The sequence below is a fragment of the Microbacterium sp. NPDC076911 genome, assembly GCF_040687125.1.
Classification (GTDB): Bacteria; Actinomycetota; Actinomycetes; order Actinomycetales; family Microbacteriaceae; genus Microbacterium.
Window position 1 is genome coordinate 190,245 of sequence record NZ_JBFBMP010000006.1, and the last position, 25,196, is coordinate 215,440.

Annotated in this window: 23 protein-coding genes and 1 tRNA gene; 2 read left to right on the forward strand and 22 right to left on the reverse strand. The window is 61.8% G+C overall.

Annotated elements, in window-relative coordinates; genetic code table 11:
• Window positions 1-7 precede the first annotated feature (7 nt).
• Genes AB0O81_RS11355 through polA form a run of 4 tightly spaced genes read right to left on the reverse strand, consistent with a single transcriptional unit; the run spans window position 8 to window position 5,648 of the window.
• Window positions 8-451 carry an SRPBCC domain-containing protein gene (locus AB0O81_RS11355; RefSeq protein WP_363584315.1) on the reverse strand — a complete coding sequence of 148 codons (444 nt, stop codon included), beginning with the start codon at window positions 449-451 and terminating at the stop codon, window positions 8-10.
• 32 nt (window positions 452-483) lie between these two features.
• The gene (locus tag AB0O81_RS11360) at window positions 484-1,245 is read right to left on the reverse strand and encodes an SGNH/GDSL hydrolase family protein (RefSeq protein WP_363584317.1); all 762 of its coding nucleotides are present in this window, start codon (window positions 1,243-1,245) and stop codon (window positions 484-486) included.
• A 49-nt stretch (window positions 1,246-1,294) separates the two neighbouring features.
• Window positions 1,295-2,968: a DUF885 domain-containing protein gene (locus AB0O81_RS11365; RefSeq protein ID WP_363584319.1), complete on the reverse strand. Its 1,674-nt coding sequence runs from the start codon at window positions 2,966-2,968 to the stop codon at window positions 1,295-1,297.
• Window positions 2,969-3,008: 40 nt separating this feature from the next.
• Window positions 3,009-5,648, reverse strand: a complete 2,640-nt coding sequence (polA, locus tag AB0O81_RS11370; protein ID WP_363584321.1) for a DNA polymerase I — start codon at window positions 5,646-5,648, stop codon at window positions 3,009-3,011.
• 63 nt (window positions 5,649-5,711) lie between these two features.
• Between polA and AB0O81_RS11375 the strand changes: the two genes are divergently transcribed.
• Complete coding sequence (locus AB0O81_RS11375) at window positions 5,712-6,146, forward strand: hotdog fold thioesterase (RefSeq protein WP_363584323.1); 435 nt, start codon at window positions 5,712-5,714, stop codon at window positions 6,144-6,146.
• 36 nt (window positions 6,147-6,182) lie between these two features.
• On the opposite strand, the gene AB0O81_RS11380 is transcribed toward AB0O81_RS11375, so the two are convergent.
• Window positions 6,183-6,803 (reverse strand): response regulator, encoded by a 621-nt coding sequence (locus tag AB0O81_RS11380; RefSeq protein ID WP_337337876.1) that lies wholly within the window; start codon window positions 6,801-6,803, stop codon window positions 6,183-6,185.
• 37 nt (window positions 6,804-6,840) lie between these two features.
• On the opposite strand from AB0O81_RS11380, the gene AB0O81_RS11385 reads away from it, so the two are divergent.
• Window positions 6,841-6,923 (forward strand) — tRNA-Leu (locus AB0O81_RS11385).
• Window positions 6,924-6,982: 59 nt separating this feature from the next.
• Here AB0O81_RS11385 and AB0O81_RS11390 read toward each other — a convergent pair.
• The 17 genes from AB0O81_RS11390 to fmt all read right to left on the reverse strand — a co-directional run bounded on the left by AB0O81_RS11390 (window position 6,983) and on the right by fmt (window position 25,196).
• Window positions 6,983-7,366: an SHOCT domain-containing protein gene (locus tag AB0O81_RS11390; protein WP_363584325.1), complete on the reverse strand. Its 384-nt coding sequence runs from the start codon at window positions 7,364-7,366 to the stop codon at window positions 6,983-6,985.
• A 138-nt stretch (window positions 7,367-7,504) separates the two neighbouring features.
• Window positions 7,505-8,956: a pyruvate kinase gene (gene pyk / locus AB0O81_RS11395; RefSeq protein ID WP_363584327.1), complete on the reverse strand. Its 1,452-nt coding sequence runs from the start codon at window positions 8,954-8,956 to the stop codon at window positions 7,505-7,507.
• Between the two features lie 47 nt (window positions 8,957-9,003).
• Window positions 9,004-10,470 carry a glutamate synthase subunit beta gene (locus tag AB0O81_RS11400; protein ID WP_363584329.1) on the reverse strand — a complete coding sequence of 489 codons (1,467 nt, stop codon included), beginning with the start codon at window positions 10,468-10,470 and terminating at the stop codon, window positions 9,004-9,006.
• On the reverse strand, window positions 10,463-14,983 hold the full coding sequence (gltB, locus tag AB0O81_RS11405; protein ID WP_363584547.1) for a glutamate synthase large subunit: 4,521 nt from the start codon (window positions 14,981-14,983) through the stop codon (window positions 10,463-10,465). The genes AB0O81_RS11400 and gltB overlap by 8 nt, the downstream gene beginning before the upstream one ends.
• Before the next feature lie 209 nt (window positions 14,984-15,192).
• Entirely contained in the window at window positions 15,193-16,131 is a 939-nt protein-coding gene (gene lgt / locus AB0O81_RS11410; RefSeq protein WP_363584331.1) for a prolipoprotein diacylglyceryl transferase, read from the reverse strand.
• Window positions 16,132-16,186: 55 nt separating this feature from the next.
• Entirely contained in the window at window positions 16,187-16,975 is a 789-nt protein-coding gene (trpA, locus tag AB0O81_RS11415) for a tryptophan synthase subunit alpha (RefSeq protein ID WP_363584333.1), read from the reverse strand.
• The gene (gene trpB / locus AB0O81_RS11420) at window positions 16,972-18,180 is read right to left on the reverse strand and encodes a tryptophan synthase subunit beta (RefSeq protein WP_363584335.1); all 1,209 of its coding nucleotides are present in this window, start codon (window positions 18,178-18,180) and stop codon (window positions 16,972-16,974) included. Before trpB ends, trpA begins: the two co-directional genes overlap by 4 nt.
• Entirely contained in the window at window positions 18,177-18,953 is a 777-nt protein-coding gene (trpC, locus tag AB0O81_RS11425) for an indole-3-glycerol phosphate synthase TrpC (protein ID WP_363584337.1), read from the reverse strand. The genes trpB and trpC overlap by 4 nt, the downstream gene beginning before the upstream one ends.
• 1 nt (window position 18,954) lies before the next feature.
• Window positions 18,955-19,185 (reverse strand): DUF6704 family protein, encoded by a 231-nt coding sequence (locus AB0O81_RS11430; protein WP_363584339.1) that lies wholly within the window; start codon window positions 19,183-19,185, stop codon window positions 18,955-18,957.
• A 29-nt stretch (window positions 19,186-19,214) separates the two neighbouring features.
• The gene (locus tag AB0O81_RS11435; protein ID WP_363584341.1) at window positions 19,215-19,829 is read right to left on the reverse strand and encodes a Trp biosynthesis-associated membrane protein; all 615 of its coding nucleotides are present in this window, start codon (window positions 19,827-19,829) and stop codon (window positions 19,215-19,217) included.
• Window positions 19,826-20,191: a phosphoribosyl-AMP cyclohydrolase gene (hisI, locus tag AB0O81_RS11440; RefSeq protein WP_363584343.1), complete on the reverse strand. Its 366-nt coding sequence runs from the start codon at window positions 20,189-20,191 to the stop codon at window positions 19,826-19,828. Before hisI ends, AB0O81_RS11435 begins: the two co-directional genes overlap by 4 nt.
• Entirely contained in the window at window positions 20,188-20,961 is a 774-nt protein-coding gene (gene hisF / locus AB0O81_RS11445) for an imidazole glycerol phosphate synthase subunit HisF (protein ID WP_363584345.1), read from the reverse strand. The genes hisI and hisF overlap by 4 nt, the downstream gene beginning before the upstream one ends.
• A gap of 2 nt (window positions 20,962-20,963) precedes the next feature.
• Window positions 20,964-21,806: an ATP phosphoribosyltransferase gene (gene hisG, locus AB0O81_RS11450; RefSeq protein ID WP_363584347.1), complete on the reverse strand. Its 843-nt coding sequence runs from the start codon at window positions 21,804-21,806 to the stop codon at window positions 20,964-20,966.
• A 44-nt stretch (window positions 21,807-21,850) separates the two neighbouring features.
• A complete protein-coding gene (locus tag AB0O81_RS11455; protein WP_337337889.1) occupies window positions 21,851-22,114 on the reverse strand; it encodes a phosphoribosyl-ATP diphosphatase in 264 nt (87 codons plus the stop codon).
• 67 nt (window positions 22,115-22,181) lie between these two features.
• Window positions 22,182-22,880, reverse strand: coding sequence for a ribulose-phosphate 3-epimerase (gene rpe / locus AB0O81_RS11460; protein ID WP_363584350.1), 699 nt, complete (start codon window positions 22,878-22,880; stop codon window positions 22,182-22,184).
• A gap of 25 nt (window positions 22,881-22,905) precedes the next feature.
• Window positions 22,906-24,276 carry a transcription antitermination factor NusB gene (locus tag AB0O81_RS11465; RefSeq protein WP_363584352.1) on the reverse strand — a complete coding sequence of 457 codons (1,371 nt, stop codon included), beginning with the start codon at window positions 24,274-24,276 and terminating at the stop codon, window positions 22,906-22,908.
• Window positions 24,273-25,196, reverse strand: a complete 924-nt coding sequence (fmt, locus tag AB0O81_RS11470; RefSeq protein ID WP_363584354.1) for a methionyl-tRNA formyltransferase — start codon at window positions 25,194-25,196, stop codon at window positions 24,273-24,275. Before fmt ends, AB0O81_RS11465 begins: the two co-directional genes overlap by 4 nt.

A 25,196-nucleotide genomic window follows, 5' to 3' on the forward strand; every position in this document is an offset into this window, starting at 1 on the left:
AGGCGTTCTACTGCGTCGGTGACTGCAGGATCTCTTCGATCTCGTCGACGAAGGCGTTGTAGCCGGCGATCGTCGCGGCGACCTGGTCGTCACTGAAATCAGAGCGATCTTGACTGATGGTGAGTTGTGTTGCCCCGGCGACTTCTTCGATGTCGAACAGCACAGGCGAACCTGCATCACGGCCAGGCTGGTCTGTCAGCGTCATGGCAATGTGCGAGGGACGTTCCACAGCAATGTAGGTGCCTTCCCAGTTGATGGAACCGCCCTCTGGAAGCTTCATTTCAGCACGAAACTCTCCACCTGGCCATACCTCCATGCGAAGGCTCTCTTGGGGCACTTCGACGACGGCCGTGCCAAACCACACTGCGAAGTGCTCCGGCAGGGTGATCACGTCGAAGACCTCTTCCTTCGAGCCGCCGAGTGTGCGTATCACGGTGAAGTATTCGGGCATGCTTTCACTGTCTCCTCGTGCGTGTCGATGAACTAGGAATCGCTCGGCGTGATCGTGGTCCACTGCCCGAACTTGGGCGTTCGCCCATCACCAGAAGACGTCCCCGTCAGCCGGCGCTGAACCCAAGGGCCGACGTGTTCACGGTAGTAGTCCAAGCCGCGTGGTGCTGAAGCAGGCAGCGGAGGCAATGACCACCAGCCTGCGGGTGGCTCAAGGCCGAGGGCGGTGATCACCCGTGCCGCGACGCGGTGATGGCCCCGTGCATTCATATGCAGACGGTCTTCAGACCAGTACGGCGGGGTAGCTAGCTCGCGATCAAACCAGTTGAAAGCGCGAATGATGTCGCGCCGATCGTTGAAGCGGGAATCAACCGCGTGGGATAGCAAATCACCCCGTCGCTGGATGAGGCGGCTGAGTGGAAGCTGCGCTGACGGGTTTGCGCCAGAGAGCATGATCAGCTTCACACCCTCCTCATCGCATCGCTCGATCACGCGACGAAACGAGTCCACAACTGTCGAGACGCTCGTTCGTGGGCGCAACATGTCGTTGCCGCCGCCGTTGAACGAAAGGTGGGTGGGGCGAAGTGCCAAGGCCGGCTCAAGCTGTTCTTCGATGATCGGGCGAACGAGCTTGCCGCGAATAGCGAAGTTGGCGTACTCCACACTCTCGCCGCTGGCGTCGGCCCAGCCCTGGGCGGTCAGGTCGGCCCAACCTCGAACGTGGCCATCAGGAAGTTCGTCGCCGACTCCCTCGGTGAATGAATCGCCGATGGCGACGTAGCGAACTTTTGACACCCCTCCACCCTAGGACTGCTGGACGACGCAGCGCTTCATACCGACAAGCTCAGCGTGCCATTGCCGCGCGCAAGGTGTCGAGACCGACGCCACCGATATCGAGGGCACGCTTGTGGAACTCCTTGATGGAGAAGTCCTCACCGTCTCGCTCAGCCACGTCATCTCGCAGCTGCTCCCAGATGCGCTGGCCCACCTTGTACGACGGCGCCTGCCCTGGCCAGCCGAGATAGCGGTTCACCTCGAACTGTACGAACTCGTCAGGCATGTTGACGTTTCGCCGCATGAACTCAAGGGCATAGTCAGCATCCCAAACGCCTTGGCCATCGGGCCGAGGCTTTCCAAGATGCACGCCGATGTCGAGCACCACACGCGCAGCGCGCATGCGCTGACCATCGAGCATGCCGAGACGATCGGCGGGGTCTTCGAGGTAGCCGAGCTGCTCCATAAGCCGCTCTGCGTACAGCGCCCAGCCTTCAGCGTGGCCGGATGTGCCGCCGAGGAGACGGCGCCAAGAATTCAACTGTCCACGGTTGTACACAGCCTGCGCGATCTGAAGGTGGTGACCCGGAATGCCCTCGTGATACACCGTGGTGAGTTCACGCCAGGTGTCGAACTCGGTAACTCCTTCGGGCACAGACCACCACATGCGGCCGGGTCGCGAGAAATCGTCGGTGGGCCCGGTGTAGTAGATACCGCCCTCTTGGGTGGGTGCAATCATGCACTCCAGGTCGCGGATGGGTGGAGCAATGTCGAAGTGAGTCTTGCCCAACTCCTCAACTGCACGGTCGCTCGTCTGCTGCATCCACTTCTGCAGCGCATCGGTGCCGACTAGCTTGCGGCTGGAATCCTTCTCGAGAAACTCGATTGCTTCTTCAACGGTTGCGCCCGGAAGAATCTCGTTGGCAATTGCCTCTTGCTCAGCGACCATTCGGGCGAGCTCTTGAATTCCCCACTCATAGGTTTCGTCAAGGTCAATCGTCGCGCCGAGGAAGCGACGGGAGTGCAGCTTGTAGAGTTCCCGACCGACAGCATCTGATTCGGATGACGCGGGGGCAAGGGTAGAAGTCAAGAACGATCCGAGCGAGTTGTAGGCCGAGCGCGCCACGTCTGCGCCCTCGCGCAGCTCACGGATGAGATCTGCGGGCAAATCGCCTTCGGCTATCGAAGCCCCGGCGACAAAAGAGGTGAAGAAACCAGAGTCATCGGTGTAGCGGGCCACCTGCGCTGCAACTTCGCGCACCTGGCGCCGTGCAGGAGTGATGTTTTGGGCGATACCTTCGCGAAGCGTTTCGACGTATCCCTCGATGGCGGCAGGGACGGCTTTCAACCGCGTTGCGATTGTCTTCCAGTCTTCGACGGAGTCTGTCGGCATGAGGTCGAACGCCGAGCGAATGTCTTGAGCGGGAGAGGCGATGACGTTCAGATCACGTAAGTGCCAGCGTGCCTCGTGAACGTCGAGTAGGAGCTGAAGATCGCGTGACAGGTCGTCTTGCGTGACGATATCGATGTCATCGACCGGTGTCGCTGCCTGCAAATCAGCCAGCGCGGCGCGGGCTGCGCTGGCGATCCGCTCCGCACCCGCGGGGCTGTAATCGGCGAAACGATCGTTGAACTCGAATCGACCGATGTAGGTTGCCAGGAGCGGCTCGAGTTCAGCGAGTGTGTCTACCCAGGCTTCTGCGATTGTGTCGATAGGCGTGGGTGTGCGAGGTGTTTCTGTCATACCCCGAGCCTAAATCTTGTTGGGGCAGAACAGGTGTGCGTCAGTGTGCGGCTTCGTCCCAATTCGCGCCTCGGCCGATCTGCACGTCGAGCGGAACCGTCAGCGCGGCAGCGTCGCCCATGCGCGTGCGCACGATCTGCTCGGTGGCATCCCACTCCCCCGGAGCCACCTCGATGACGAGCTCATCGTGGATCTGCATAAGCACACGTGACGCGAGACCCTGCGTGCGCAACTCGTCGTGAATGTGGAACAGCGCGATCTTCATGATGTCGGCCGCGCTGCCCTGAATCGGAGCATTCAAAGCGGCGCGTTCTGCGTTCTCGCGCAACACTCTGTTGGGGCTCGACAGGTCTGGGAAGGGCCGGCGCCTGCCGAAAATCGTCTCAGTGTAGCCATCGACTTTGGCCTGCTCAACGGACGAGCGCAAATAGTCGCGCACCGCGCCGAAACGAGCGAAGTACTCCAGCATCAGCTGCTTGGCCTCGGACTGCTCGATGCGCAGTTGCTTCGATAGTCCAAACGCCGACAGACCGTAGACGAGGCCGTACGACATGGCCTTGACCTTGGTGCGCATCGCGGCAGTGACCTCATTCGGCTCAACGCCGAACACCCTCGCACCGACGAACCGGTGCAGGTCTTCACCCGAGTTGAAGGCCTCGATCAGCCCCGGGTCTTCAGACAGATGCGCCATGATGCGCATTTCGATCTGTGAGTAATCCGCGGTCAGCAGTGTCTCGTAGCTATCGCCGACCTGGAATGCAGCGCGGATGCGGCGACTTTCTTCATTGCGCACCGGAATGTTCTGCAGGTTCGGGTCAGTGCTCGACAGGCGGCCGGTCTGGCTACCGGTCTGCACGTAAGTGGTGTGAATGCGATCATCGGTGCCGATAGCGGTATCGAGTGACTCGATGATCTGGCGCAACTTCGTCGCTTCGCGGTGCTGCAGGAGTAGATCGAGGAATGGGTGAGGGTTCGTTCGCTGTAGGTCAGCGAGACCGGCAGCATCCGTCGAGTAACCGGTCTTGGTCTTGCGCGTCTTCGGCAACTGCAGATCCTCGAACAGCACCTCTTGCAACTGCTTGGGCGACCCGAGGTTCACCTCTCGGCCGATGGTCGTGAAGGCTTGTTGAGCAATCGCGTCCGTGCGAGTGCCGAGTTCCGCCGAGAACGCCGAGAGCTCGTCATGCGACACAGCGACGCCGGCGAGCTCCATATCGGCGAGTACAAGCAGTGAGGGCACCTCGATGTCGGTCAATACGGTCGTCACGCTGGCTGGCATTTCGGCGCGAAGAGCCTCGGCGACACGCACGGTGAACCACGAGAGCTGACCAGGAGTTGCCCCCTCGGTCTCGGGAACGAGCTGGCTCGGGTCGGCCTCAGGAAGCTTCTCATCAAGGAATCGCTCCACCAGATGGCCAAGAGTTTTGTCTGGAAAACTCGGTCGCAGAAGCCACCCAGCGATGAGCGTGTCAAACGCCAGCCCGCCCAGCACGACATCTGCGCGGCGAAGCGCCTTGACCTGTGCTTTTGCATCATTCATGATCTTGGGCGCGTCAGAAGCCAGCCAGGGGGCCAGCACGGTGGATGCTTCCGCATCCCATGCCGCCTCGATAGCGCTGTCGCTGTTGGCGAGACCGAGCCGTTGCGGAAGCCCGCCCTCGGTGAGCACTGTAACGCCGACTTCGCCAGTGGCTGCTTCAAGCCAGGCTTGCAACTCTGCTCCGGTCGGCTCTGTGGGGACGGGCATGGCCACGGCCGGTGCGCTGGCGGCATCGGCGGTGGCCTGATCAGCGCCGGTCGCTTCAAAAACCCGTGGCAGAAGCGCACGGAACTCGAGGCGTGCGAAGATCTCGCGCACCGCCTGCGCGTCGATGGGGGCCACCGCGAGCTCATCAGGGCCAAGCGCTAGCTCGACGTCGGTGAGCAGACGGTTGAGCTTACGATTGCGGCGCACGTCATCAAGATGCTCGCGCAGGTTGCCGCCCACAACACCAGTGACTTTGTCAGCGTTGTCGAGCAGTTCTTGCAGTGAGCCGTACTGCTTGAGCCACTTGACCGCGGTCTTTTCCCCCACCTTGGGTACACCGGGCAGGTTGTCGCTCGTCTCACCGACAAGGGCTGCGATGTCAGGGTATTGCTCGGGCGGCACTCCGTAGCGCTCAATGACCGCCTCGCGGTCGTAGCGCTTGAGCTGCGAGACACCCTGCACATTCGGGTAGAGCAAGGTGACGTCGTCATTGACCAGCTGAATGGTGTCACGGTCGCCGGAGCACACCAGCACGTTGTAACCGGCGGCGGCTCCTTGGCTGGCCAACGTCGCGAGAATGTCGTCTGCTTCGAAGTCGGGCTTCAGCAGCACCGGGATGTTCATCGCGCCGAGACATTCCTGTAGCAGTGGAATCTGGCCCTTGAACTCGGCGGGTGACTCAGAGCGGTTTGCCTTGTATTCGGTGTATTCCCGGGTGCGGAAGGACTCGCGGGAGGTGTCGAATGCGACAGCAAGATGCGTCGGCTTCTCTGCCTTGACGAGATTGACGAGCATGGACAAGAAGCCATAGATGCCGTTGGTGTGCTGGCCGTCTTTTGTCGAGAAGTTATCGACCGGCAGAGCGTAGAAGGCGCGGTAGGCCAGCGAATGGCCGTCGATAACGAGAAGGGTAGGCTTTGCGGAGTCCGTCACCCTGCAAGCGTAGCCGCGGGTGACGACATGGCTCTCGCACTGTTGCTCGACCGAAGGTGAATCATGGCATCCGACCTCCCCACTGACATCGATGGATTGGCCTGGGCAGCGGAGCGAGGACTGGGCGCGCTTGCCGAGAAAATGGGCATGCGCTTCACCGAATTCACGATTGATCGCTGTGTGGCCACGATGCCCGTAGAAGGCAACACACAGCCGGTGGGACTGCTGCACGGCGGCGCCTACGTGGTGCTGGGCGAATCGCTTGGTTCAATGGCGGCGAATCTGCACGCGGGCCCGGGACGGCTTGCTGTGGGCGTCGACATCAATGCGACTCACACACGTTCGGCGACTTCGGGCACCGTGACCGGAGTCTGCACACCGGTGCACCTGGGACGAAGCATGACGGTGCACGAGATCGCCGTGAGCGATGATCAGGGACGCCGTTGCTCGACTATTCGCATCACAAACATGATTAAAGAAATGCCCGCCAAGAACTGATCAGTTCCTGGCGGGCATTCCTGCACTAGGGTTCGGCTAGCTCTTGGGAGCGAGTTGTTCGATGATCGCCTTCGCGACATCCTGCATGGTGAGACGGCGGTCCATAGACGCCTTCTGGATCCAGCGGAATGCTTCGGGTTCAGACAGGCCCATCTTCTCGTTGAGAAGGCCCTTGGCGCGATCAACAAGCTTGCGGGTCTCAAAGCGCTCGACCATGTCGGCGACCTCGGCCTCAAGCGTAATGATCTGCTCATATCGAGCAAGCGCAATCTCAATCGCGGGAAGAAGGTCGTTCGGTGTGAACGGCTTCACCACGTAGGCGAGTGCGCCCGCCTCACTGGCGCGCTCTACGAGCTCTTTCTGGCTGAAAGCCGTGAGAAGCACCACGGGCGCAATATGGTTCTTGCTCAGCTTCTCGGCGGCAGAGATGCCATCGAGCTGAGGCATCTTCACATCCATGATCACAAGGTCAGGTCGCAGCTCGGTTGCCAGTGCGACAGCGGTCTCACCGTCACCCGCTTCGCCGACGACGTCAAATCCGTTGTCTCGCAGAATCTCGACGATGTCGAGTCGGATCAACGACTCATCTTCGGCCACTACGACACGACGGGGGGTGTTTGCCGGCGTACCGGGGGTCTCTTCCTGCTCAGTCACCATTGAATCCTACGGTATCGTCGTTGTTGCACGTTTTATTGCCGGTGTGGCGGAATGGTAGACGCGACCGACTCAAAATCGGTTGCTCGAGAGGGCGTGTGGGTTCGAGTCCCACCACCGGTACAAAAACGAGAGCGGGTCCCCGTCCGGGGACCCGCTCTTTTTGTTGAGAAACCAGGCCGTCAGCCGAAGTACTTGTTTCCCAGCGCCTTGCTCTTGAGCGCATCGAACTCGCCTTGAGAAATGGCGCCCGAGTCGAGCAGAGCTTTCGCCTGCGCAATATCTTCGGACGGACTCGCCGACGCTTTGGGCTGGTAGTCGTCCTTTTCGGGTACGGCGCCGCGGTTGTGCGCCTGTGCGCGCGCCGCCATTCCTGACCCGCGTGCGATGACGTAGACCAGCGCGGTGAGGAACGGCACAAAGATCAAGAAGATGATCCACAGCGCCTTCCACCAGCCGCTCAGCTCATGATCGCGGAACAGATCAATGATGATCATGGCCATCACGAAGAAGTAGGCGATGAAGTAGAACGAGACGAGGGCAAACCAGAACAGGTCGAGGATCATCGAGATTTTCTTTCTTGTGAGGGCTTGGAAGCTACGTCGCTCACCCTACTGCCGCGGGGATTTGCGCGCCATAACCCGATACGGGTGAAACGCAAAGTGGGATGCCTCGCTTGAGGCATCCCACTTTGATTCCGGTGTTTACAGATCGCCCGACTTGTAGATCGGTGCCTTGCCGTGAACGGCATCGCCCACCTTGTGGATGCGAATGTCGTTGGTCGAGCCAATGATTCCGGGAGGGGAACCCGAGATCACCACGACCTTGTCGCCGACTGCTGCGAGGTCGTTCGAGAGCAGGTGGTCATCAACCTGGATGAACATGCGGTCTGTGTGCGTCACTGGCTGCACGAGGGCTGACTGCACACCCCAGGTGACCGCCATACGGCGACGAATCGCAGGCTCAGGAGTAAACCCGATCATCGGAATTGCAGGGCGCAGACGAGACATACGGCGCGCGGTGTCGCCAGATTCCGTGAAGATGCAGAGACACTTCGCGCCGACGAACTCCGCGACCTCGAGCGCAGCGAGAGTGATCGCACCGCCCTGCGTGCGTGGTTTGGTGAGTAGCGGCTGGATGCGCTCCAGCCCGTGTTCCTCGGTGGAGTCGACGATGCGTGCCATCGTCTCCACAACGCCGACGGGGTACTTGCCGACACTGGTCTCACCCGAGAGCATGACTGCGTCAGCACCGTCGAGGATGGCGTTCGCCACGTCGCTGGTCTCAGCGCGCGTCGGCACGGGATTGTCGATCATGGATTCGAGCATCTGTGTGGCAACGATGACTGGCTTGGCCATGCGGCGGCACAGTTCCACGGCGCGCTTCTGAACGATCGGCACCGCTTCGAGCGGAAGTTCGACGCCGAGGTCACCACGAGCGACCATGATTCCATCGAACGCGTCAATGATCTCTTCGAGATTCTCGACTGCCTGTGGCTTTTCGATCTTGGCGATGACGGGAATGTGGCGTCCCTCTTCGGCCATGATGACGTGCACTCGTTGGATGTCTTTCGCATCGCGAACGAACGACAGTGCGATCAGATCGGCGCCAGCATTGAGTCCCCAGCGGAGGTCTGCTTCGTCCTTCTCAGATAGTGCAGGAACGTTCACAGCAACGCCGGGCAAGTTGATGCCCTTGTTGTTCGATACAGCGCCAGCGACGATCACCTTGGTGGTTACGACGGTGCCGTCTGTTTCGGTGACCTCTACGCGAACTTTGCCGTCGTCGATGAGGAGGAAATCTCCGGGATTGACGTCATGCGGGAGGCCCTTGAAGGTTGTGCTGACGATTTCTTTGGTGCCGAGAATATCGTCGACCGTGATCTTGAAGATGTCGCCCACTTCGAGCATGTGCGGGCCGTTCTCGAACTTGCCGAGGCGGATCTTCGGACCTTGCAGGTCGACGAGCGCGGCGACGGATCGCCCTGCATCGTCGGCAGCTTTGCGAACATTCGCGAAGTTGTTTTCGTGAACTGAGTAGTCGCCGTGGCTCAAATTGAAGCGGGCGACATCCACACCAGCATCGATGATGGCGCGAACCATCTCATATGACGATGTTGCGGGTCCTAACGTGGCGACGATCTTAGCGCGTCTCATCCGTGGGTTCTCCGGGTTGTTTGTTAGTGGCGAATGCCGATTTCAGCCTACGCGTGCGGTAGACCGATGGCGAGGTCGGTCGGGCGAACCGGGGCGGGTAGCTCCGATGAACCCATAAGGAAACGGTCGACGCTGGCGGCCGCGGCGCGGCCTTCTGCGATTGCCCAGACAATTAGTGACTGGCCTCGGCCAGCGTCACCAGCAACGAACACCCCTGGTGCTGTGCTCTGATAGTCGTCTTCGCGATGCACGTTGCCGCGTTCGGTGAACTGGGTTCCGAGTTGCTCTTCGAGGAAGGTGCGCTCTGCACCAGTGAAGCCCATTGCGATCAGAACCAGGTCAGCCGGAATCTCTCGCTCGGTGCCGCTCTTTGGCACGCGTCGTCCGTCAACAAACTCAGTTTCAGCGACGCGGAGGCCGCGAACTTCTCCTGCATCGTTGCCAACGAACTCGACGGTTGAGGCAAGGTAGGCGCGTTCGCCGCCCTCTTCGTGCGCCGACGCGACTTCGAACAGCAGCGGTGCCATCGGCCACGGGTGGCTCTCAGGACGCTCTGCCGGCGGTTGCTTTCCGATGGCCAGGTTGGTCACGCTCAGTGCGCCATGACGGTGAGCGGTGCCGATGCAGTCGGCACCGGTGTCGCCGCCGCCGATGACGACGACGTGCTTGCCCTCTGCGGTGATCTGGTGGGCAACCTTGTCGCCCGCTCCCGCCTTGTTCTGTTCAACCAGGTACTCCATGGCGAAATGAACACCCGCGAGGTCACGACCGGGGATGGGCAATTCGCGAGGAATCGTCGCGCCCGTGGTGACGACGACAGCGTCATAACGGGCGCGCAAGTCGTTCCACGAGATGTCTTTGCCGATTTCGACGCCAGCCCGAAAACGTGTGCCTTCGTCTTGCATCTGGCGAAGACGCGACTCGAGGTGCTTCTTCTCCATCTTGAAGTCGGGAATGCCATAACGAAGGAGGCCACCGATTCGGTCGTCGCGCTCATAGACGGCCACAGTGTGACCGGCGCGCGTGAGCTGCTGTGCAGCTGCCAACCCAGCCGGACCCGAGCCGACAACCGCCACGGTCTTGCCCGTCAGCCGACCGGGAGGCTCTGCTTCCACCCAGCCATTGGCAAAAGCCTCGTCAATGATCGACACTTCGATCTGCTTGATTGTCACGGCGGGCTGGTTGATTCCCAACACGCATGAGCTCTCGCACGGAGCGGGACAAAGGCGCCCGGTGAACTCCGGGAAGTTGTTCGTCGCGTGCAGACGTTCAATCGCTGAGCGGCCCTCGCCGCGCCAGGTGAGGTCGTTCCACTCGGGAATCAGGTTTCCCAGCGGGCAACCTTGATGGCAGAACGGAACGCCGCAGTCCATACAGCGGCCTGCCTGCCGTCGCAGAACGGCGGAATCGCCGGGCTCATAGACCTCTTTCCAGTCCATGATCCGCACGGGAACGGGGCGCCGAGCGGGCAGCTCCCGTTCGGTGGTCTTTAGAAATCCCTTTGGGTCAGCCACCCGTCACCTCCAAGATGCGTGACCAGACGACATCGCCATCAGGGTCCAGCCCCTCGGTGACGGCGTCCTGTCGCGTTTGCAGCACTGCTGCGTAGTCGCGTGGCATCACCCGCACGAAATTGTCGAGCTCGCTATCGAGATTCGCCAAAAGTGAGGCTGCCAAGGTTGATTCGGTCTGTGAGAGATGCTGCTCAAGCAGATCGCGCAAGATTTCAGCATCCCCCGATCCGAGCGGGCCAAGAACGAGTTCGCCTGACGCGAGTGATTCGCGGTTGACGAGCGCGTCATCGAGCTTGTAGATGTACGCAGTGCCGCCCGACATACCTGCACCGAGGTTTCGGCCGGTAGCACCCAAGATCACGGCAAGTCCACCCGTCATGTACTCGAGCGCGTGGTCACCGACGCCTTCAACGACGGCAGTAGCACCCGAGTTGCGAACGAAGAAGCGCTCCCCCACAACGCCACTCAGGAACATGGTTCCCTGCGTAGCCCCATAGCCGATCACGTTGCCCGCGATCACGTTCTGAGACGCATCAAAGGTCGCACTGCGCGGCGGGCGCACGACAATCTGGCCGCCGGAGAGACCCTTGCCGACGTAATCGTTCGAGTCGCCCTCAAGGCGCAGCGTGATCCCAGAGGGCATGAACGCGCCGAATGATTGCCCCGCAGATCCCTTCAGATTCACAATGATGCTGTCTTGCGGCAGGCCGTTCTGGCCGCGCGCCCGCGTGACATGGTGGCCCAACAGAGTGCCGACTGCGCGCGCGGTGTTGCGTACCGGCAGGTCGATCGTGACCGATCCACCATCGCTGATGACGCCGGCGGCGCGTTCGATCAACGCGACATCAAAGTGCGAGTCGAGATCGTGCTCTTGCGCGCGCAGGTTGCGGCGAGGTTCGTCGTCGGCGAACTGAGGACCGTGAAGCACAGGTGCCAGGTTCAGACCGCTTGCCTTCCAATGGCCTACTGCGCCGTCGGTGTTGAGCAGATCTACGCGACCGATCACTTCGTCGAGCGAACGGTAACCCAGCTCGGCTAGATATTCGCGCACTTCTTCGGCGATGAACTCCATGAAGTTCACGACGAACTCGGGCTTGCCGGTGAAACGCGATCGTAGGGTCGGGTTCTGCGTTGCGACTCCCACTGGACATGTGTCGAGATGGCAGACGCGCATCATGATGCAACCCGAGACCACCAGAGGAGCTGTGGCAAAACCGAATTCCTCGGCTCCGAGCAACGCACCGATGATGACGTCGCGGCCGGTCTTCAGCTGACCGTCAACCTGCACCACGACGCGGTCGCGCATGCCATTGAGCATTAGAGTCTGCTGGGTCTCTGCGAGCCCCAGTTCCCATGGCGTTCCGGCGTGCTTGAGCGAATTGAGCGGGCTTGCACCCGTGCCGCCGTCGTGGCCGGAGACCAAAATGACATCAGCGAGCGCCTTGGCCGTACCCGCAGCAACAGCGCCGATACCTGACTGGCTCACGAGCTTGGCATGCACTCGCGCGCTGGGGTTGGCACGCTTCAGATCGAAGATCAACTGCTTGAGGTCTTCAATCGAATAGATGTCGTGGTGAGGGGGCGGCGAAATCAGGCCAACGCCGGCAGTGGCGTGACGCGTTCGCGCCACCCAGGGGTAGACCTTCGTCGGGGGAAGCTGACCGCCTTCGCCAGGCTTTGCACCCTGTGCGAGCTTGATCTGGATGTCGTCGGCTTCAGTCAGGTACAGGCTTGTCACACCAAACCGGCCCGAAGCAACCTGCTTGATGGCGCTCCGACGTTCTGGATCGAGCAGACGATCAACATCTTCGCCGCCCTCGCCGGTGTTCGACTTGCCGCCCATGCGGTTCATCGCAACGGCGAGAGTCTCGTGTGCTTCGCTCGAGATAGAGCCGTAGCTCATCGCACCGGTGGAGAATCGCTTGACGATCGCCGAGACCGGTTCGACCTCGTCGATTGGGATCGGAGCACGACCCTCGGTGCGCAGCGTGAACAGTCCGCGGAGGGTCTTCAGCTCTTCTGACTGGTCATCGATCAGCTTCGTGTACTCACGGAAGATGTCATACCGGCGCGTGCGCGTCGCGTGCTGCAACCGGAACACCGTGTCGGGGTTGAACAGGTGAGGCGCGCCGTCGCGTCGCCACTGGTATTCGCCGCCAGTCCACAGTCGTTCGTGAGCACGCACTGCGGCATCTTCGGGGTATGCGTAGGCGTGACGAGAGGCATTCTCTGCCGCGATCACATCGAGCCCGATGCCACCGAGCTTGGTCTCAGTGCCCGTGAAGTACTCCTGAACGAACTCCGCCGAGAGCCCAACGGCTTCGAATACCTGTGCGCCCGCATATGACGACACGGTCGAGATGCCCATCTTCGACATGATCTTCAATACGCCCTTGCCGAGCGCGTAAATGAAGTTCTTGACGGCCTTCTGCGGCGTGACACCGTTGATGTAGCCAGCTCGCACCAGATACTCGACGGTCTCCATCGCGAGATACGGGTTGACTGCTGATGCGCCGTAACCCATCAACGTCGCGACGTGGTGGACCTCGCGCACATCGCCAGCTTCAACGACGAGTCCGACCTTCATACGCGTTTGGTTGCGAATCAGGTGATGGTGCACTGCGGCGAGCATAAGCAGAGACGGAATCGGCGCGAGGTCTTTGTTGGAGTCGCGGTCGCTGAGCACGATGAACTCGGCGCCGTCTTCGATGGCGTCATCGACCTCGCGGCACATTTGCGCGAGACGCTTCTGCATGCCCTTGTGTCCCGCTTCAACACGGTAAAGGCCCCGAATGGTCACCGAAGAGCGACCGGGCAGCGCCGTGTCGATGTGCTGGATCTTTGCCAGTTCATCGTTATCGATCACCGGGAAGTCGAGCGTGACAATCTGAGTGTGGCCGGGACCCCACTGCAGCAGGTTTCGCTCAGGGCCGAGACCAATCGAGAGCGACGTCACGACTTCTTCGCGGATCGAATCGAGCGGCGGATTCGTCACCTGTGCGAACTGCTGCGTGAAGTAGTCGAACAGCAGACGCGGACGGTCGCTGAGCACGGCCACCGGGGTGTCGCTTCCCATAGCGCCAAGCGGCTCGGCGCCGTTTTGCCCCATGGGCGTGAGCATGATGCGCACTTCTTCTTCGGTGTACCCGAACGTGCGCTGACGTCGTGTGATCGAGGCAATCGGATGAACGATGTGCTCGCGCTCCGGCAGGTCGGCTAGGCGTACGCGGCCGGCCTCCACCCACTTTTCCCAGGGCTCCAGCTCGGCGAGCTCTTGCTTGAGCTCGGTGTCGGGAACAATGCGCTGTTGGGCAGTGTCAACGAGGAACATCCGCCCGGGGCGAAGACGACCGCGACGTTTGATGCGCTCTGGCTCAAAGTCGAGAACACCGGTCTCGCTGCCGATGACGATCAGACCGTCGGTGGTCTCGGTCCAACGACCAGGACGCAGACCGTTCCGATCGAGGGTCGCACCGATCATTGTGCCGTCGGTGAAGATCAGCGCTGCCGGGCCATCCCATGGCTCCATCTGCATGGAGTGGAAGTCGTAGAACGCGCGCAACTTCGGGTCGATATCGTTCTGCTTCTCGTACGCCTCGGGCACCATCATCATGATGGCGTGAGGAAGACTGCGACCGGTGAGGGTGAGCAGCTCAAGAACTTCGTCGAACGATGCCGAGTCGCTGGCGCCGGTGGTGCAGATCGGCAGAATCGGGGCGAGGTCGCCGATCAGCTCGGATTCGAGTTGCGACTGGCGTGCCCGCATCCAGTTGCGGTTTCCGTTGACGGTGTTGATCTCGCCGTTGTGGGCGAGCATGCGCAACGGCTGCGCGAGCGGCCACGACGGGAATGTGTTTGTTGAATAGCGCGAGTGCACGACGGCGAGTTCAGAGGCGAACCGCTCGTCTTGCAGATCAGGATAGAACGGCTCGAGCTGAAGGGTCGTGACCATGCCCTTGTAGCCCAAGGTGCGCGCAGAGAGCGAGACGAAATAGGCGTCGAGTTCGTTTCGAGAACGCTTGCGGAGCCGGAACGTGCGTCGGTCCAGTTCGATTCCACTCAGCGCAGGCTGGTCGCCGACGGCGGGGCGTGAGACGAACACCTGCTCGAACACCGGGCGCGCTGCAAAGGCGAGCTTGCCAAGGTTGTCGTCAGCGGTAGGCACAGCGCGCCAGCCGAGAATCGTGAGGCCCTCCGATGTCGCGATCCGCTCGACGCCATCCTTCAGCGCAGCGCGTGCGTCGTCGTCGCGGGGCAGGAACGCCATACCGGCGGCGTACTCCCCCATGGGCGGAAGGTCGAAATCAACAACTTCGCGAAAGAAGGCATCCGGCATCTGCGTCAGGATTCCTGCACCGTCGCCGGTACCGGAGTCAGAACCGATCGCACCGCGATGCTCGAGGTTGCGCAGCGCTGTCAGTGCTAGATCGATGATGTCGTGGCCAGCTTCACCTCGAAGAGTGGCGACCATGGCGAGGCCACAGGCGTCTTTCTCAAAGGCGGGGTTATACATCCCTTGCTTCGCGGGATAGCTTCCCACATGCGACTGCGCGTTGATGATTCCCTCAGACGAGGGCTCGCGACGGGGGCTCGGTGCCATACCAACCGTCCTCACTTTGATGATCAAGATGGGACGACGTCGGCCCTGTGCTGATAATAAATCTCGTCCTCATGGACGAAAGTCTCAGTTCGTGTCGGCTGTGCTTGTGGCGGTGCCCTTGACTACTTGGACGCAAGCGGTTCGCTGACGTCGACGAAGTCGTCGGTGTCTTGCGATTGTAGCGTGCCTTCTGCATGCCATTCACGACCGGGAACGTATGGTGATGGCTCCAAGCCCGGGTGGCGTCGCTTCTGAACGACGAGCAACACCAATCCGATGAGCACGCCGAAGATCGCGGCCCACACGTTCGTGCGCAGGCCGAGAATGATGTCGCTCGGGTCGATACGGATCGACTCCCACACGATTCGACCAGCGCTGTACCAGATCAGGTAGAGCGCAAAGAGTCGGCCCCACTGCATCGAGAGCTTGCGTCCGGCCCAGAGCAGCACGAGCACTCCAAGTGCGTTCCAGAGCACTTCGTACAAGAAGGTGGGGTGGAAGAGGGTGCCCTCAGCAAGCCCCGGAGGGAATGCCGGATTGTCGTAGTCGATCTCAAGGCCCCACGGAACGTCGGTGGGAAGCCCGAAGAGTTCCTGATTGAACCAGTTGCCGAAACGCCCGATTGCCTGAGCCAAAAGCAGACCCGGTGCCAGTGCATCCGCGAATGTCCAAAAGCGGATGCCAGTCCAGCGGCAACCAAGCCATGCGCCGATCGCGCCACCGATGAGCGCGCCATAGATAGCAATGCCGCCCTCCCAGATATATAGCGCTGACAGCGGGTTGGCGCCTTCGCCAAAGTAGAAGTCAGAGTGGGTGAGCACGTGATAGATACGCGCCGCGATGATCGCCAGCGGCACCGCCAGGAGCGCGATATCGATCACGACCCAGGGTTCGGCACCCCGCTTAGTCAACCGACGGTTCGTCAGCAGGGTTGCAAAGACGATTCCCGTGATGATGCAGAGCGCGTAGAAGTGGATGCGGGGTCCACCATCCCACAGGTCGAAGTAGCTGACCGTGGGGCTGGGAATACTGGTGAGCACGCTGGCTGCGGCGGTGATCATGGGTGATCAGGTCCTAGCTGTTGTCGGTGACGGCGAGAAGCCGACGAGAAGAAGTCTAATTGCGGCGGGTGCCTGCGGCGATGGCGCGGCTTGCATCGGCAAGACCGGCAAGCCCACCATCGCGAAGGGCGCGCACCAAAGCGGTGCCCACGATCGCCCCGTCCGCGTACTCAAGCACACCTGATACCTGTTCGGCGTTCGAGATGCCAATACCCACGCAAGCGTTGACCGAGCCGTGTTCACGCATGCGTGCGACGAGTTTGCGCGCAGCAGCGTCGAGCTGTGTGCGCTCCCCCGTGATGCCCATGGTCGAGACCGTGTAGACGAACCCGGTGGAGTTCTTCAGGATCATCTCGAGCCGCTCATCACTCGACGTGGGCGCGGCGAGGAACACGCGGTCAAGTCCGGTGCGCTCGCTTGCAGCAATCCAATCACTGGCAGACTCGGGAGTGATGTCTGGGGTGATCAACCCGGCGCCATCGGCCGCGGCGAGGTCATCAGCGTATCGATCAACGCCGTACTGCATCACCGGGTTCCAATAGGTCATGACAAGCACCGGAATGTTCACGCGCTTGGTGATCTCGCGGACGGCCGTGAACGTGTCGCGCAAGCGAAAGCCTGCGGCCAAAGCGTGTTGCGTCGCTTCTTGAATAACGGTGCCGTCCATGACCGGGTCAGAGTATGGCGGCCCGAGTTCAAGAATGTCGACGCCGTTTTCAGCGAGGGTGACGGCCGCGTCGATGCTCGTCTGCAAGTCAGGAAAGCCAAGCGGAAGATAGCCGATAAAGGCGCCGCGTCCGTCGGCGGCGGCAGCGTCGATGGCTGCTGAGACGCGTGAGGTCATGAGCTGGCTCCGTCATCGTAGAGCCCGAAGTAGCGAGCAGCGGTATCCATGTCTTTGTCCCCACGACCCGAGAGGCAGACGGCGAGCACCGCGTCGGGGCCCATTTCGCGCCCGAGTCGCATTGCGCCGGCAAGTGCGTGTGCGGACTCGATCGCTGGAATGATTCCTTCGGTCTGAGTGAGTAGACGTAACGCTTGCATCGCCTCGTCGTCGGTGGCCGGGATGTACTCCGCGCGCCCAATCGAGGCGAGCCATGAGTGCTCCGGGCCAACGCCGGGGTAATCCAGTCCTGCAGAAATCGAGTGCGACTCGATTGTCTGACCGTCTTCATCCTGCAGCACAAAGGTTTTGGAGCCGTGCAGAACTCCTGGGCGTCCGCGCTCGATGGATGCGGCGTGACGTGGGGTGTCGACGCCGTCGCCCGCGGCCTCGACGCCGTACAGCTTCACGTCGGCATCGTCGAGGAACGCATCGAACATGCCGATGGCGTTGGAGCCACCGCCCACACAGGCGATGACGGCGTCGGGCAGCTTGCCTACCTCAGCGAGCAGCTGTTCGCGTGCTTCTTCTGAAATGACCTTCTGGAAGTCGCGGACCATCGCCGGGAACGGGTGTGGGCCAGCGGCGGTGCCGAAGATGTAGTTGGTGGTTTCAACGCTCGCTACCCAGTCGCGGTAGGCATCGTTGATTGCGTCTTTCAGCGTGCGGGAACCCGTTTTGACGGGAATGACCTCGGCGCCGAGCAGACGCATGCGTGCCACGTTGAGCGCCTGGCGTTCGGTATCGACTTCGCCCATGTAGATCGTGCAGTCAAAGCCGAACAATGCGGCCGCGGTAGCGGTCGCGACGCCGTGCTGCCCGGCGCCAGTCTCTGCGATGACACGGGTTTTGCCGAGACGCTTGGTGAGAAGCGCCTGCCCGAGCACGTTGTTGATTTTGTGCGATCCGGTGTGGTTGAGATCCTCACGCTTGAGGAACACTCGCGCACCGCCCGCGTGCTCAGCGAAACGCGGCACTTCGGTGATGATCGACGGGCGGCCCGCATACGTGAGCAGCAGTCGAGCGAATTCGGCATGAAAGGCGGGGTCGGCTTTTGCCGAGTCGTATTCCGCAGCGAGTTCGTCGATCGCGGCAATCAGGGACTCAGGCATAAAGCGGCCACCGAAGTCGCCGAAGAATGGGCCTTGGGCGTCGCGCAGGCTCATGAACCAGCCTCCAAAAATGCGGTGAGAGTAGACACCGGGTCGTTTGTCACAAGGGCCTCGCCCACCAGCACGACATCTGCCCCGGCGGAGCGATAGTGCGCAACGTCGGCGGGTGCAAGCACCGCAGACTCCGCGATCTTGATCGCGTCTGCGGGGATTCGGTCGACGAGAGACCCGAACAGGTTGGTGTCGAGTTCGAACGTGGAAAGGTTGCGGGCGTTGACGCCGATCAATCGGGCGCCGATATCCGCTGCGCGGTCGAGTTCTTCAGCAGAGTGCGTTTCTACGAGCGGTGTCATGCCCAGCGCAAGCGTGAGCTCGTGTAGGCGGGCCAACACATCTTGTTCGAGCGCAGCGACGATAAGCAGCACCAGATCGGCACCTGACGCCCGCGCTTCGAGCACTTGGTATTCGTTGGCGATGAAATCTTTGCGCAGCACGGGTACGCTGACGCGCGATTTCACGGCCTCGAGGTCTGCGAGGCTGCCTTTGAAACGGCGCCCTTCGGTCAGAACCGAGATGGCAGAGGCGCCACCAAGTTCGTACTGGCTCGCTTGAAATGCCGGATCGGGAATGGCCGCAAGGTCTCCGCGGGAAGGGCTCGCGCGCTTCACCTCGGCGATGATTTTCACACGATCAGCGGGGGCAAGTGCTTCCAGCGCATTGATCGCGGGCTTCTGGGCGAGCGCGGCTGCTTCAACGACAGCCAAGGGTCGTTCCGAAGCGCGAGCTTCGGAGTCTGCAACCGCGCCGGCCGTGAGGTCGGCGAGCACCTCAGTGGGCTTTCGGCGAGTACTTGGGTCCAGAAACGCCGTACCCGGCCTTGGCCATGATCCAACCCACGAGCAGACCGACGACGAGAAGTCCCGCCGACGCCCACACCAGCACAGGCATGTCAAAGAAGAAGAAAAGTGTGCCGAGAGAGACGGCGACCAACATGATCACGACTGCGGTCCAAGCCGCCGGCGAGTGTCCGTGGCCGGGGTCGTCGATGGGGTTGCTCATTGATGTCCTCCGAGGTAGCGCGGGCTTGGTCAGTCTAGCGGTCGAGCGGTGGGATCGTCGCCACGAGACAGGTCATCCCAGGAGTCGATCGCATCGTGTGGTCGTGAACTATCGGCGCTGGATGCGGGAGCAGGAGCGTTCTGCCCAGTGCGAAAGCGGCGAGATGAGCCTGACCAGGTTCGCACTGTGGCGAGCGTGAAAACGCCGACAGCCAGCAGCAGCACGCCAACGACCATCGTGATCGCTGGCCATGCGGTGGGCGTGATTGAAGAGACGAGAGCGGAGACTGCAGTTTCACCGCTGATTCCGGTCGCGACGGTGACCGTGGCAACGACCGCTGAGGTCGGGTGCTCAAGAGCAACGGCACCTGACAACCAGCCAATTAGCGCGCCGATGATGACCGTGAGTACGCCGAACGCGTAACGCAGGATCGTGCCGACGATGGTGAGCGCCAGCCCGAGCGCGAGCACAGCAAGACTGAGAGGAGCGAGCACTACGACCGCGTCGGCTCCCGAGACCACAAGATCGTCACTTCCGCCCGCGACAAGCGCTACGTGAAGCCACGTTTGCGTGGATGAGATCACTGCCAACGCCCCGCACAGCACGATCGTGCTGACGGCGATCAGTCGAGCGCGCTGGATCACCTGCTGGGCTCCGCAGCCGCGAACGGCTCAAGGTCGACCGCGTCGAAGCAGGTACGAGTACCCGTATGGCAGGCGGCCCCGACCTGTTCTACGGTGACGAGAATCGTGTCGCCGTCGCAGTCGAGTCGTGCGCCCCGCACATACTGAGCGTGACCGGAGGTATCGCCCTTGCGCCAGTACTCGTTGCGTGAACGCGACCAGAACGTCACTCGTCCCTCGACCAGAGTGCGGCGGAGCGCTTCAGCATCCATCCAGCCCATCATGAGTACTTCAAGGGTGTCCCACTGCTGAATGACCGCGGCGACAAGTCCCGCTTCGTTGAACGTGACGCGGGCGATTCGTTCGTCAATCGATTGGCTCATGCGTGCACTTCTCTCACGGCGATTCCCTCAGCCATCATGACTTCCTTGACATCTGCAACCGTGAGCTGGCCGGAGTGGAAAACGGATGCCGCCAACACCGCATCGGCACCGGCAGCGATCGCAGGCGCGAAGTGTGATGCATCGCCAGCACCGCCGGAAGCGATTACTGGCACCGCCGAGATCTCACGCATCAACCGCACCAGTTCGAGATCGAAACCTGCTTTGGTGCCGTCGGCATCGATCGAGTTGACCAGCAACTCCCCCGCGCCGCGATTGATTGCCTCGCGCGCCCATGTGAGAGCGTCGAGCGTGGTTTCGGTGCGCCCGCCATGGGTGGTGACGACGAAACCAGAATCGGTGGCGTCAGAGCGTTTTACGTCGAGCGAGAGCACGAGAACCTGCGCTCCGAAGCGGTCGGCGATCTCATCGATCAGCTCGGGGCGTGCAATTGCTGCCGAGTTCACACCAATTTTGTCGGCACCTACCCCGAGCAGTCGTGCGACATCTTCTGCGGAGCGGACGCCACCGCCGACCGTGAGCGGAATGAACACCTGCTCGGCCGTTCGTCGCACGACGTCGTAGGTTGTCGCGCGCGCGTCGACGGTTGCCGTCACATCGAGAAAGGTGATCTCATCCGCGCCCTGCTCGAAATACTCCTGGGCGAGTTCGACCGGATCCCCCATGTCGCGCAGGTTCTGGAAATTGACACCCTTCACCACGCGACCGGCGGCGACATCAAGGCACGGGATGACCCGGCAGACCAGGCTCATGGCTAAAGCCTGGCGTTGTGGATGGCGGTGACGAGGATCGCGCGTGCGCCGATCGCATAGAGGGAGTCCATGACGCGGTTCACGTCTTTGCGAGGGCTCATGACCCGCACCGCGACCCATTCGGGGTCGCGCAGCGGCGAAATCGTGGGCGACTCGATGCCAGGCGCGAGGGCTACGGCCTCATCGACGAGGTTCGCGGGCAGGTCGTAGTCGATCAGCACATAGCGGCGCGCAACCATCACACCGCGTAGTCGGCGCAAGAGCGTCTCGGCGCCCGGTGCTTCGGTAGGACCGGCAATGAGCACCGCTTCCGACTCCAGAATGACCGGACCGAAGATCTCAAGCCCTGCCTGGCGCAGCGTGGTGCCGGTGGATACGACGTCGGCGACCGCGTCGGCAACACCGAGTTGCACCGCAGACTCGACGGCACCATCGAGCGGCACGAGGTCTACCGCGACCCCGTGAGTGTCGAGGAAGCCGTCGACCAAACCAGGGTATGCGGTGGCGACACGGAGCCCCTCGAGGTCTTCGATATCGGCGTAGACGCCGGGACGGCCGGCAAATCGGAAGGTGGAGCCACCAAAGCCCAGCTGCTCGACTTCTCGTGCACCAGGCATTCTGGCATCGAGCAACAGGTCGCGGCCCGTGATCCCCACGTCGAGCGCACCGGAGCCAACGTAGGTGGCGATATCTTTCGGGCGCAAGTAGAAGAACTCGACATCGTTCACCGGATCGATAACGTGCAGATCTTTCGGATCACGACGACCGGTGTAGCCGGCCTCGTTGAGCATTTCGGTTGCGGTCTCGGCGAGCGAGCCCTTGTTCGGCACAGCAATTCGCAGCATGGGAGCGTGGCTTTCTTGAGTCGAGGTGGGTGAGCGGGGAGAACTCACAGATGTCGGTAGACATCCTCTAGAGAAAGTCCCTTCGCGAGCATCATGACCTGCAGGTGGTACAGCAGCTGCGAGATCTCTTCTGCCGCAGCATCCGTCGACTCGTATTCAGCAGCCATCCACACTTCGGCTGCTTCTTCGACGATCTTCTTGCCAATCGCGTGGACGCCAGCATCCAGCTCCGCGACGGTTCCCGACCCCTCAGGGCGCTCAGCGGCTTTCGCGGCGAGCTCGGCATACAGAGTGTCGAACGTCTTCACAGTCCTAGGGTATCGAACCGAGAGCACCCTTCGGACGCTCTGACAGATTCGCTCATCACTGTGTCGGTCAATATGTGTGCCTGTGGCGCATTGCGACGTTGCGCAGATTCACGATCGCGGCGTCAGGGTCGTCTGCTCCGAACACCGCCGAACCTGCCACAAAGGTGTCGGCGCCGGCTTCGGCAGCTTCGGCGATCGTCGACTCGCCAATGCCGCCGTCCACCTGCAGCCAGACCGCGCTCCCGCGTCGTTTTGCTTCCTCCGCGAGCGAGCGGAGCTTCGGCATGGTCTCGGGCATGAATGACTGCCCGCCGAAGCCGGGTTCTACGGTCATCACGAGAATCTGATCGAATTCATCGAGTACGTCGAAGAGGTTTTCGACGGGCGTTCCCGGCTTCACGGCGACCCCCGCGCGCGCTCCAATTGATCGAAGCCGCCGTGCGAGCGCAACTGGCTCGCTAGCCGCCTCTAGATGGAAGGTAACCGAGGCAGCTCCGATTTCGGCGTATTCCGGTGCCCAGCGCTCAGGGTTATCGATCATGAGGTGAACATCGAGTGGAATGGGGCTCGTCTGCTGGATTCTGCCAACCATCTGCGGTCCGAACGTCAGGTTCGGAACGAAATGGTTGTCCATGACGTCTACGTGAGCAAAGTCGGCACCCGAGATACGCGCGAGCTCGGACTCCATGTTCACGAAATCGGCCGCGAGAATGCTCGGGTTTATGCGGATGCCGTCGACGCGGCCTGTCTCATCGAGTGGGGGCACGCGTCCATTATGGCGTTTGCGCCGCTCACACGCGCTGAAGCAACGAGATCGACATCGCGTCAGTGTTGTGCCGGTGCGGCCACAACTGCGCACGAGCGGTGCCGTCTGATTGCGTGAGAAGCTCTGGGTCACTCGACGACAGCTTCGTGACGACATCGCGCGCCGATAGCTCGACGATGGCATCGCCCCACTCGCGCTGCACTTCGGCGACCACGCCCGCAGTTTCTGCCAGATGGGGCGAGCAGGTGATGTACGCCACCACTCCGCCGGGCCGCAATGCGCTCACTGCCGTCGAGAGCAGCTCGGTTTGGAGCGCGGTGAGTTCCGGCACGTCGCCGGGAGTTTTGCGCCAACGCGCTTCGGGACGGCGTCTCAGCGCACCCAGCCCCGTGCAGGGGGCGTCAACGAGGATTCGATCGTAGGTGTCGGAGGATTTCGAGGCCAACGTGCGCCCGTCTTCTTCAGACACAGTGACGCCGAGGGGCACCCCCGCGATCGCCTGACGCACGAGACCGGCACGCGCTGGCGAGATCTCGTTGGCATCGAGCGTAGCCCCGTGCTTGAGCGCCTCGGCAGCGAGCATCGCAGTCTTGCCGCCAGGCCCCGCACACAGGTCAAGCCACCGCTCGCCTTCGCGTACAGGTAGTGCGCGGGTGAGCGCGAGGGCGGCCAGCTGGGAGCCTTCGTCTTGCACGCGCACGCGACCGTCTGCGGCGCGAATGACTGACTCGGGGTCTCCCCCGCCGAGGCGGAACCCGAACGGCGAAAAAGGGGTGTGGCGCGAGTCTTCTGGAAGACTCGCGAGCCCGGGCAACGCTGCCATCGTCACCCGTGGGGCGGAATTATCAGCCGCGAGGAGCGCTTCAAGCTCTTCGGCCCTGCCCTCGGCCGCCAGAGCCCGGCGGAAAGCACGCACAATCCATACCGGGTGCGAGAACAACAGCCCAAGTCGTTCGTCGTCAGAACGAGCGCTATCGCTCACGCGCGTCATCCAGTCACCAGGATTGTCGCGTGACACTCGGCGCAGCACAGCGTTAGCGAACCCCGAGGCGCCGCGGCCGCCCACTGATCGGGCAAGCTCCACGGACTCATTCACGGCAGCGTGCGAGGCGACCCGTGTGGATTGCAACTGATGCACTCCGAGTCGAAGGGCGTCCAGGACTGCAGGGTCGATATCGGGGATGCTGCGGTCAGCCGCGATTGCGATCACAGCGTCATAGGTGCCCTGACGGCGCAGCGTGCCGTACGTCAGCTCAGTGGCGAGGGCCGCGTCGGCGGTTGAGAGGCCGGCACGTTCGATTGACTTCGGCAGGAGCAGATTCGCATAGGCGTCCGACTCATTGACAGCGCGCAGCACATCAAAGGCAACCTGGCGAGCGGGGGCAACTTTGTTCATGATCCGGCGACCACCGTTTCGCTGCGAAGGCCACGAAACCAGTCAGCTGCTCGCATTGAGCCCTTGCCTGCAGGCTGTACCGTGCGAACCTGGATGGGGACGGTTGCCGTTCCGATGATGACCTCTTTGTTGTGTATGGCTACCTGCCCTGGCGCAAGGGTAGGAGCGTCGCTGGGGGCGGTGCGTGCCTCAAGCACCTTCACGCGCGCGCCGTTGATGGTGGTGTGGGCGCCTGGTGCGGGCGTGACTCCTCGGAATCTGCCGAGTACACGGTCGCTTGATTGCGTCCAAATGAGCTGGCCATCGACGTCTTCTAACTTCGAAGCGTACGAGGGATCGCCGGTTTGGGCCCGCGTCGTCGCGGTGCCGGCGGCGATGTCATCAACGACGCGAGCTAATAGGGATGCCCCACTGATAGCGAGCTGTTCGAGGAGCTCGCCCGCGGTGGCATCTGGTTCAATCTCGTGCACGATTTCGTCATACACATCGCCAGCATCCAAACCAGCAACCAGCTGAAACACACTCGCTCCGGTGACGGTATCGCCTGCGATGAGAGCGTGTTGCACCGGCGCTGCGCCGCGCCACTTTGGCAACAACGAGAAATGGAGGTTGATCCAGCCATGTCGAGGCATTGACAGAAGCGGTTCACGAACGAGGCCACCGTACGCCACGATCACGCCCAGATCGGGTGCGAGTGCTTCGACCTTCGCAGTCACCTCTGTGTCGAGCTTGTCAGCCCGAATGACATCGATATCGAGCTCTTCGGCTCGGTGGGCCACCGGCGATGGCGTGAGAACGCGCTTACGGCCCACGGGAGCATCGCGGCGAGTGATCGCAGCGAGCATCTCGTGCCGGCTGGCGGCGAGCAACTCAAGAGACGGTACCGCCGGTTCAGGCGTGCCAGCGAAGACGAGGCGCAT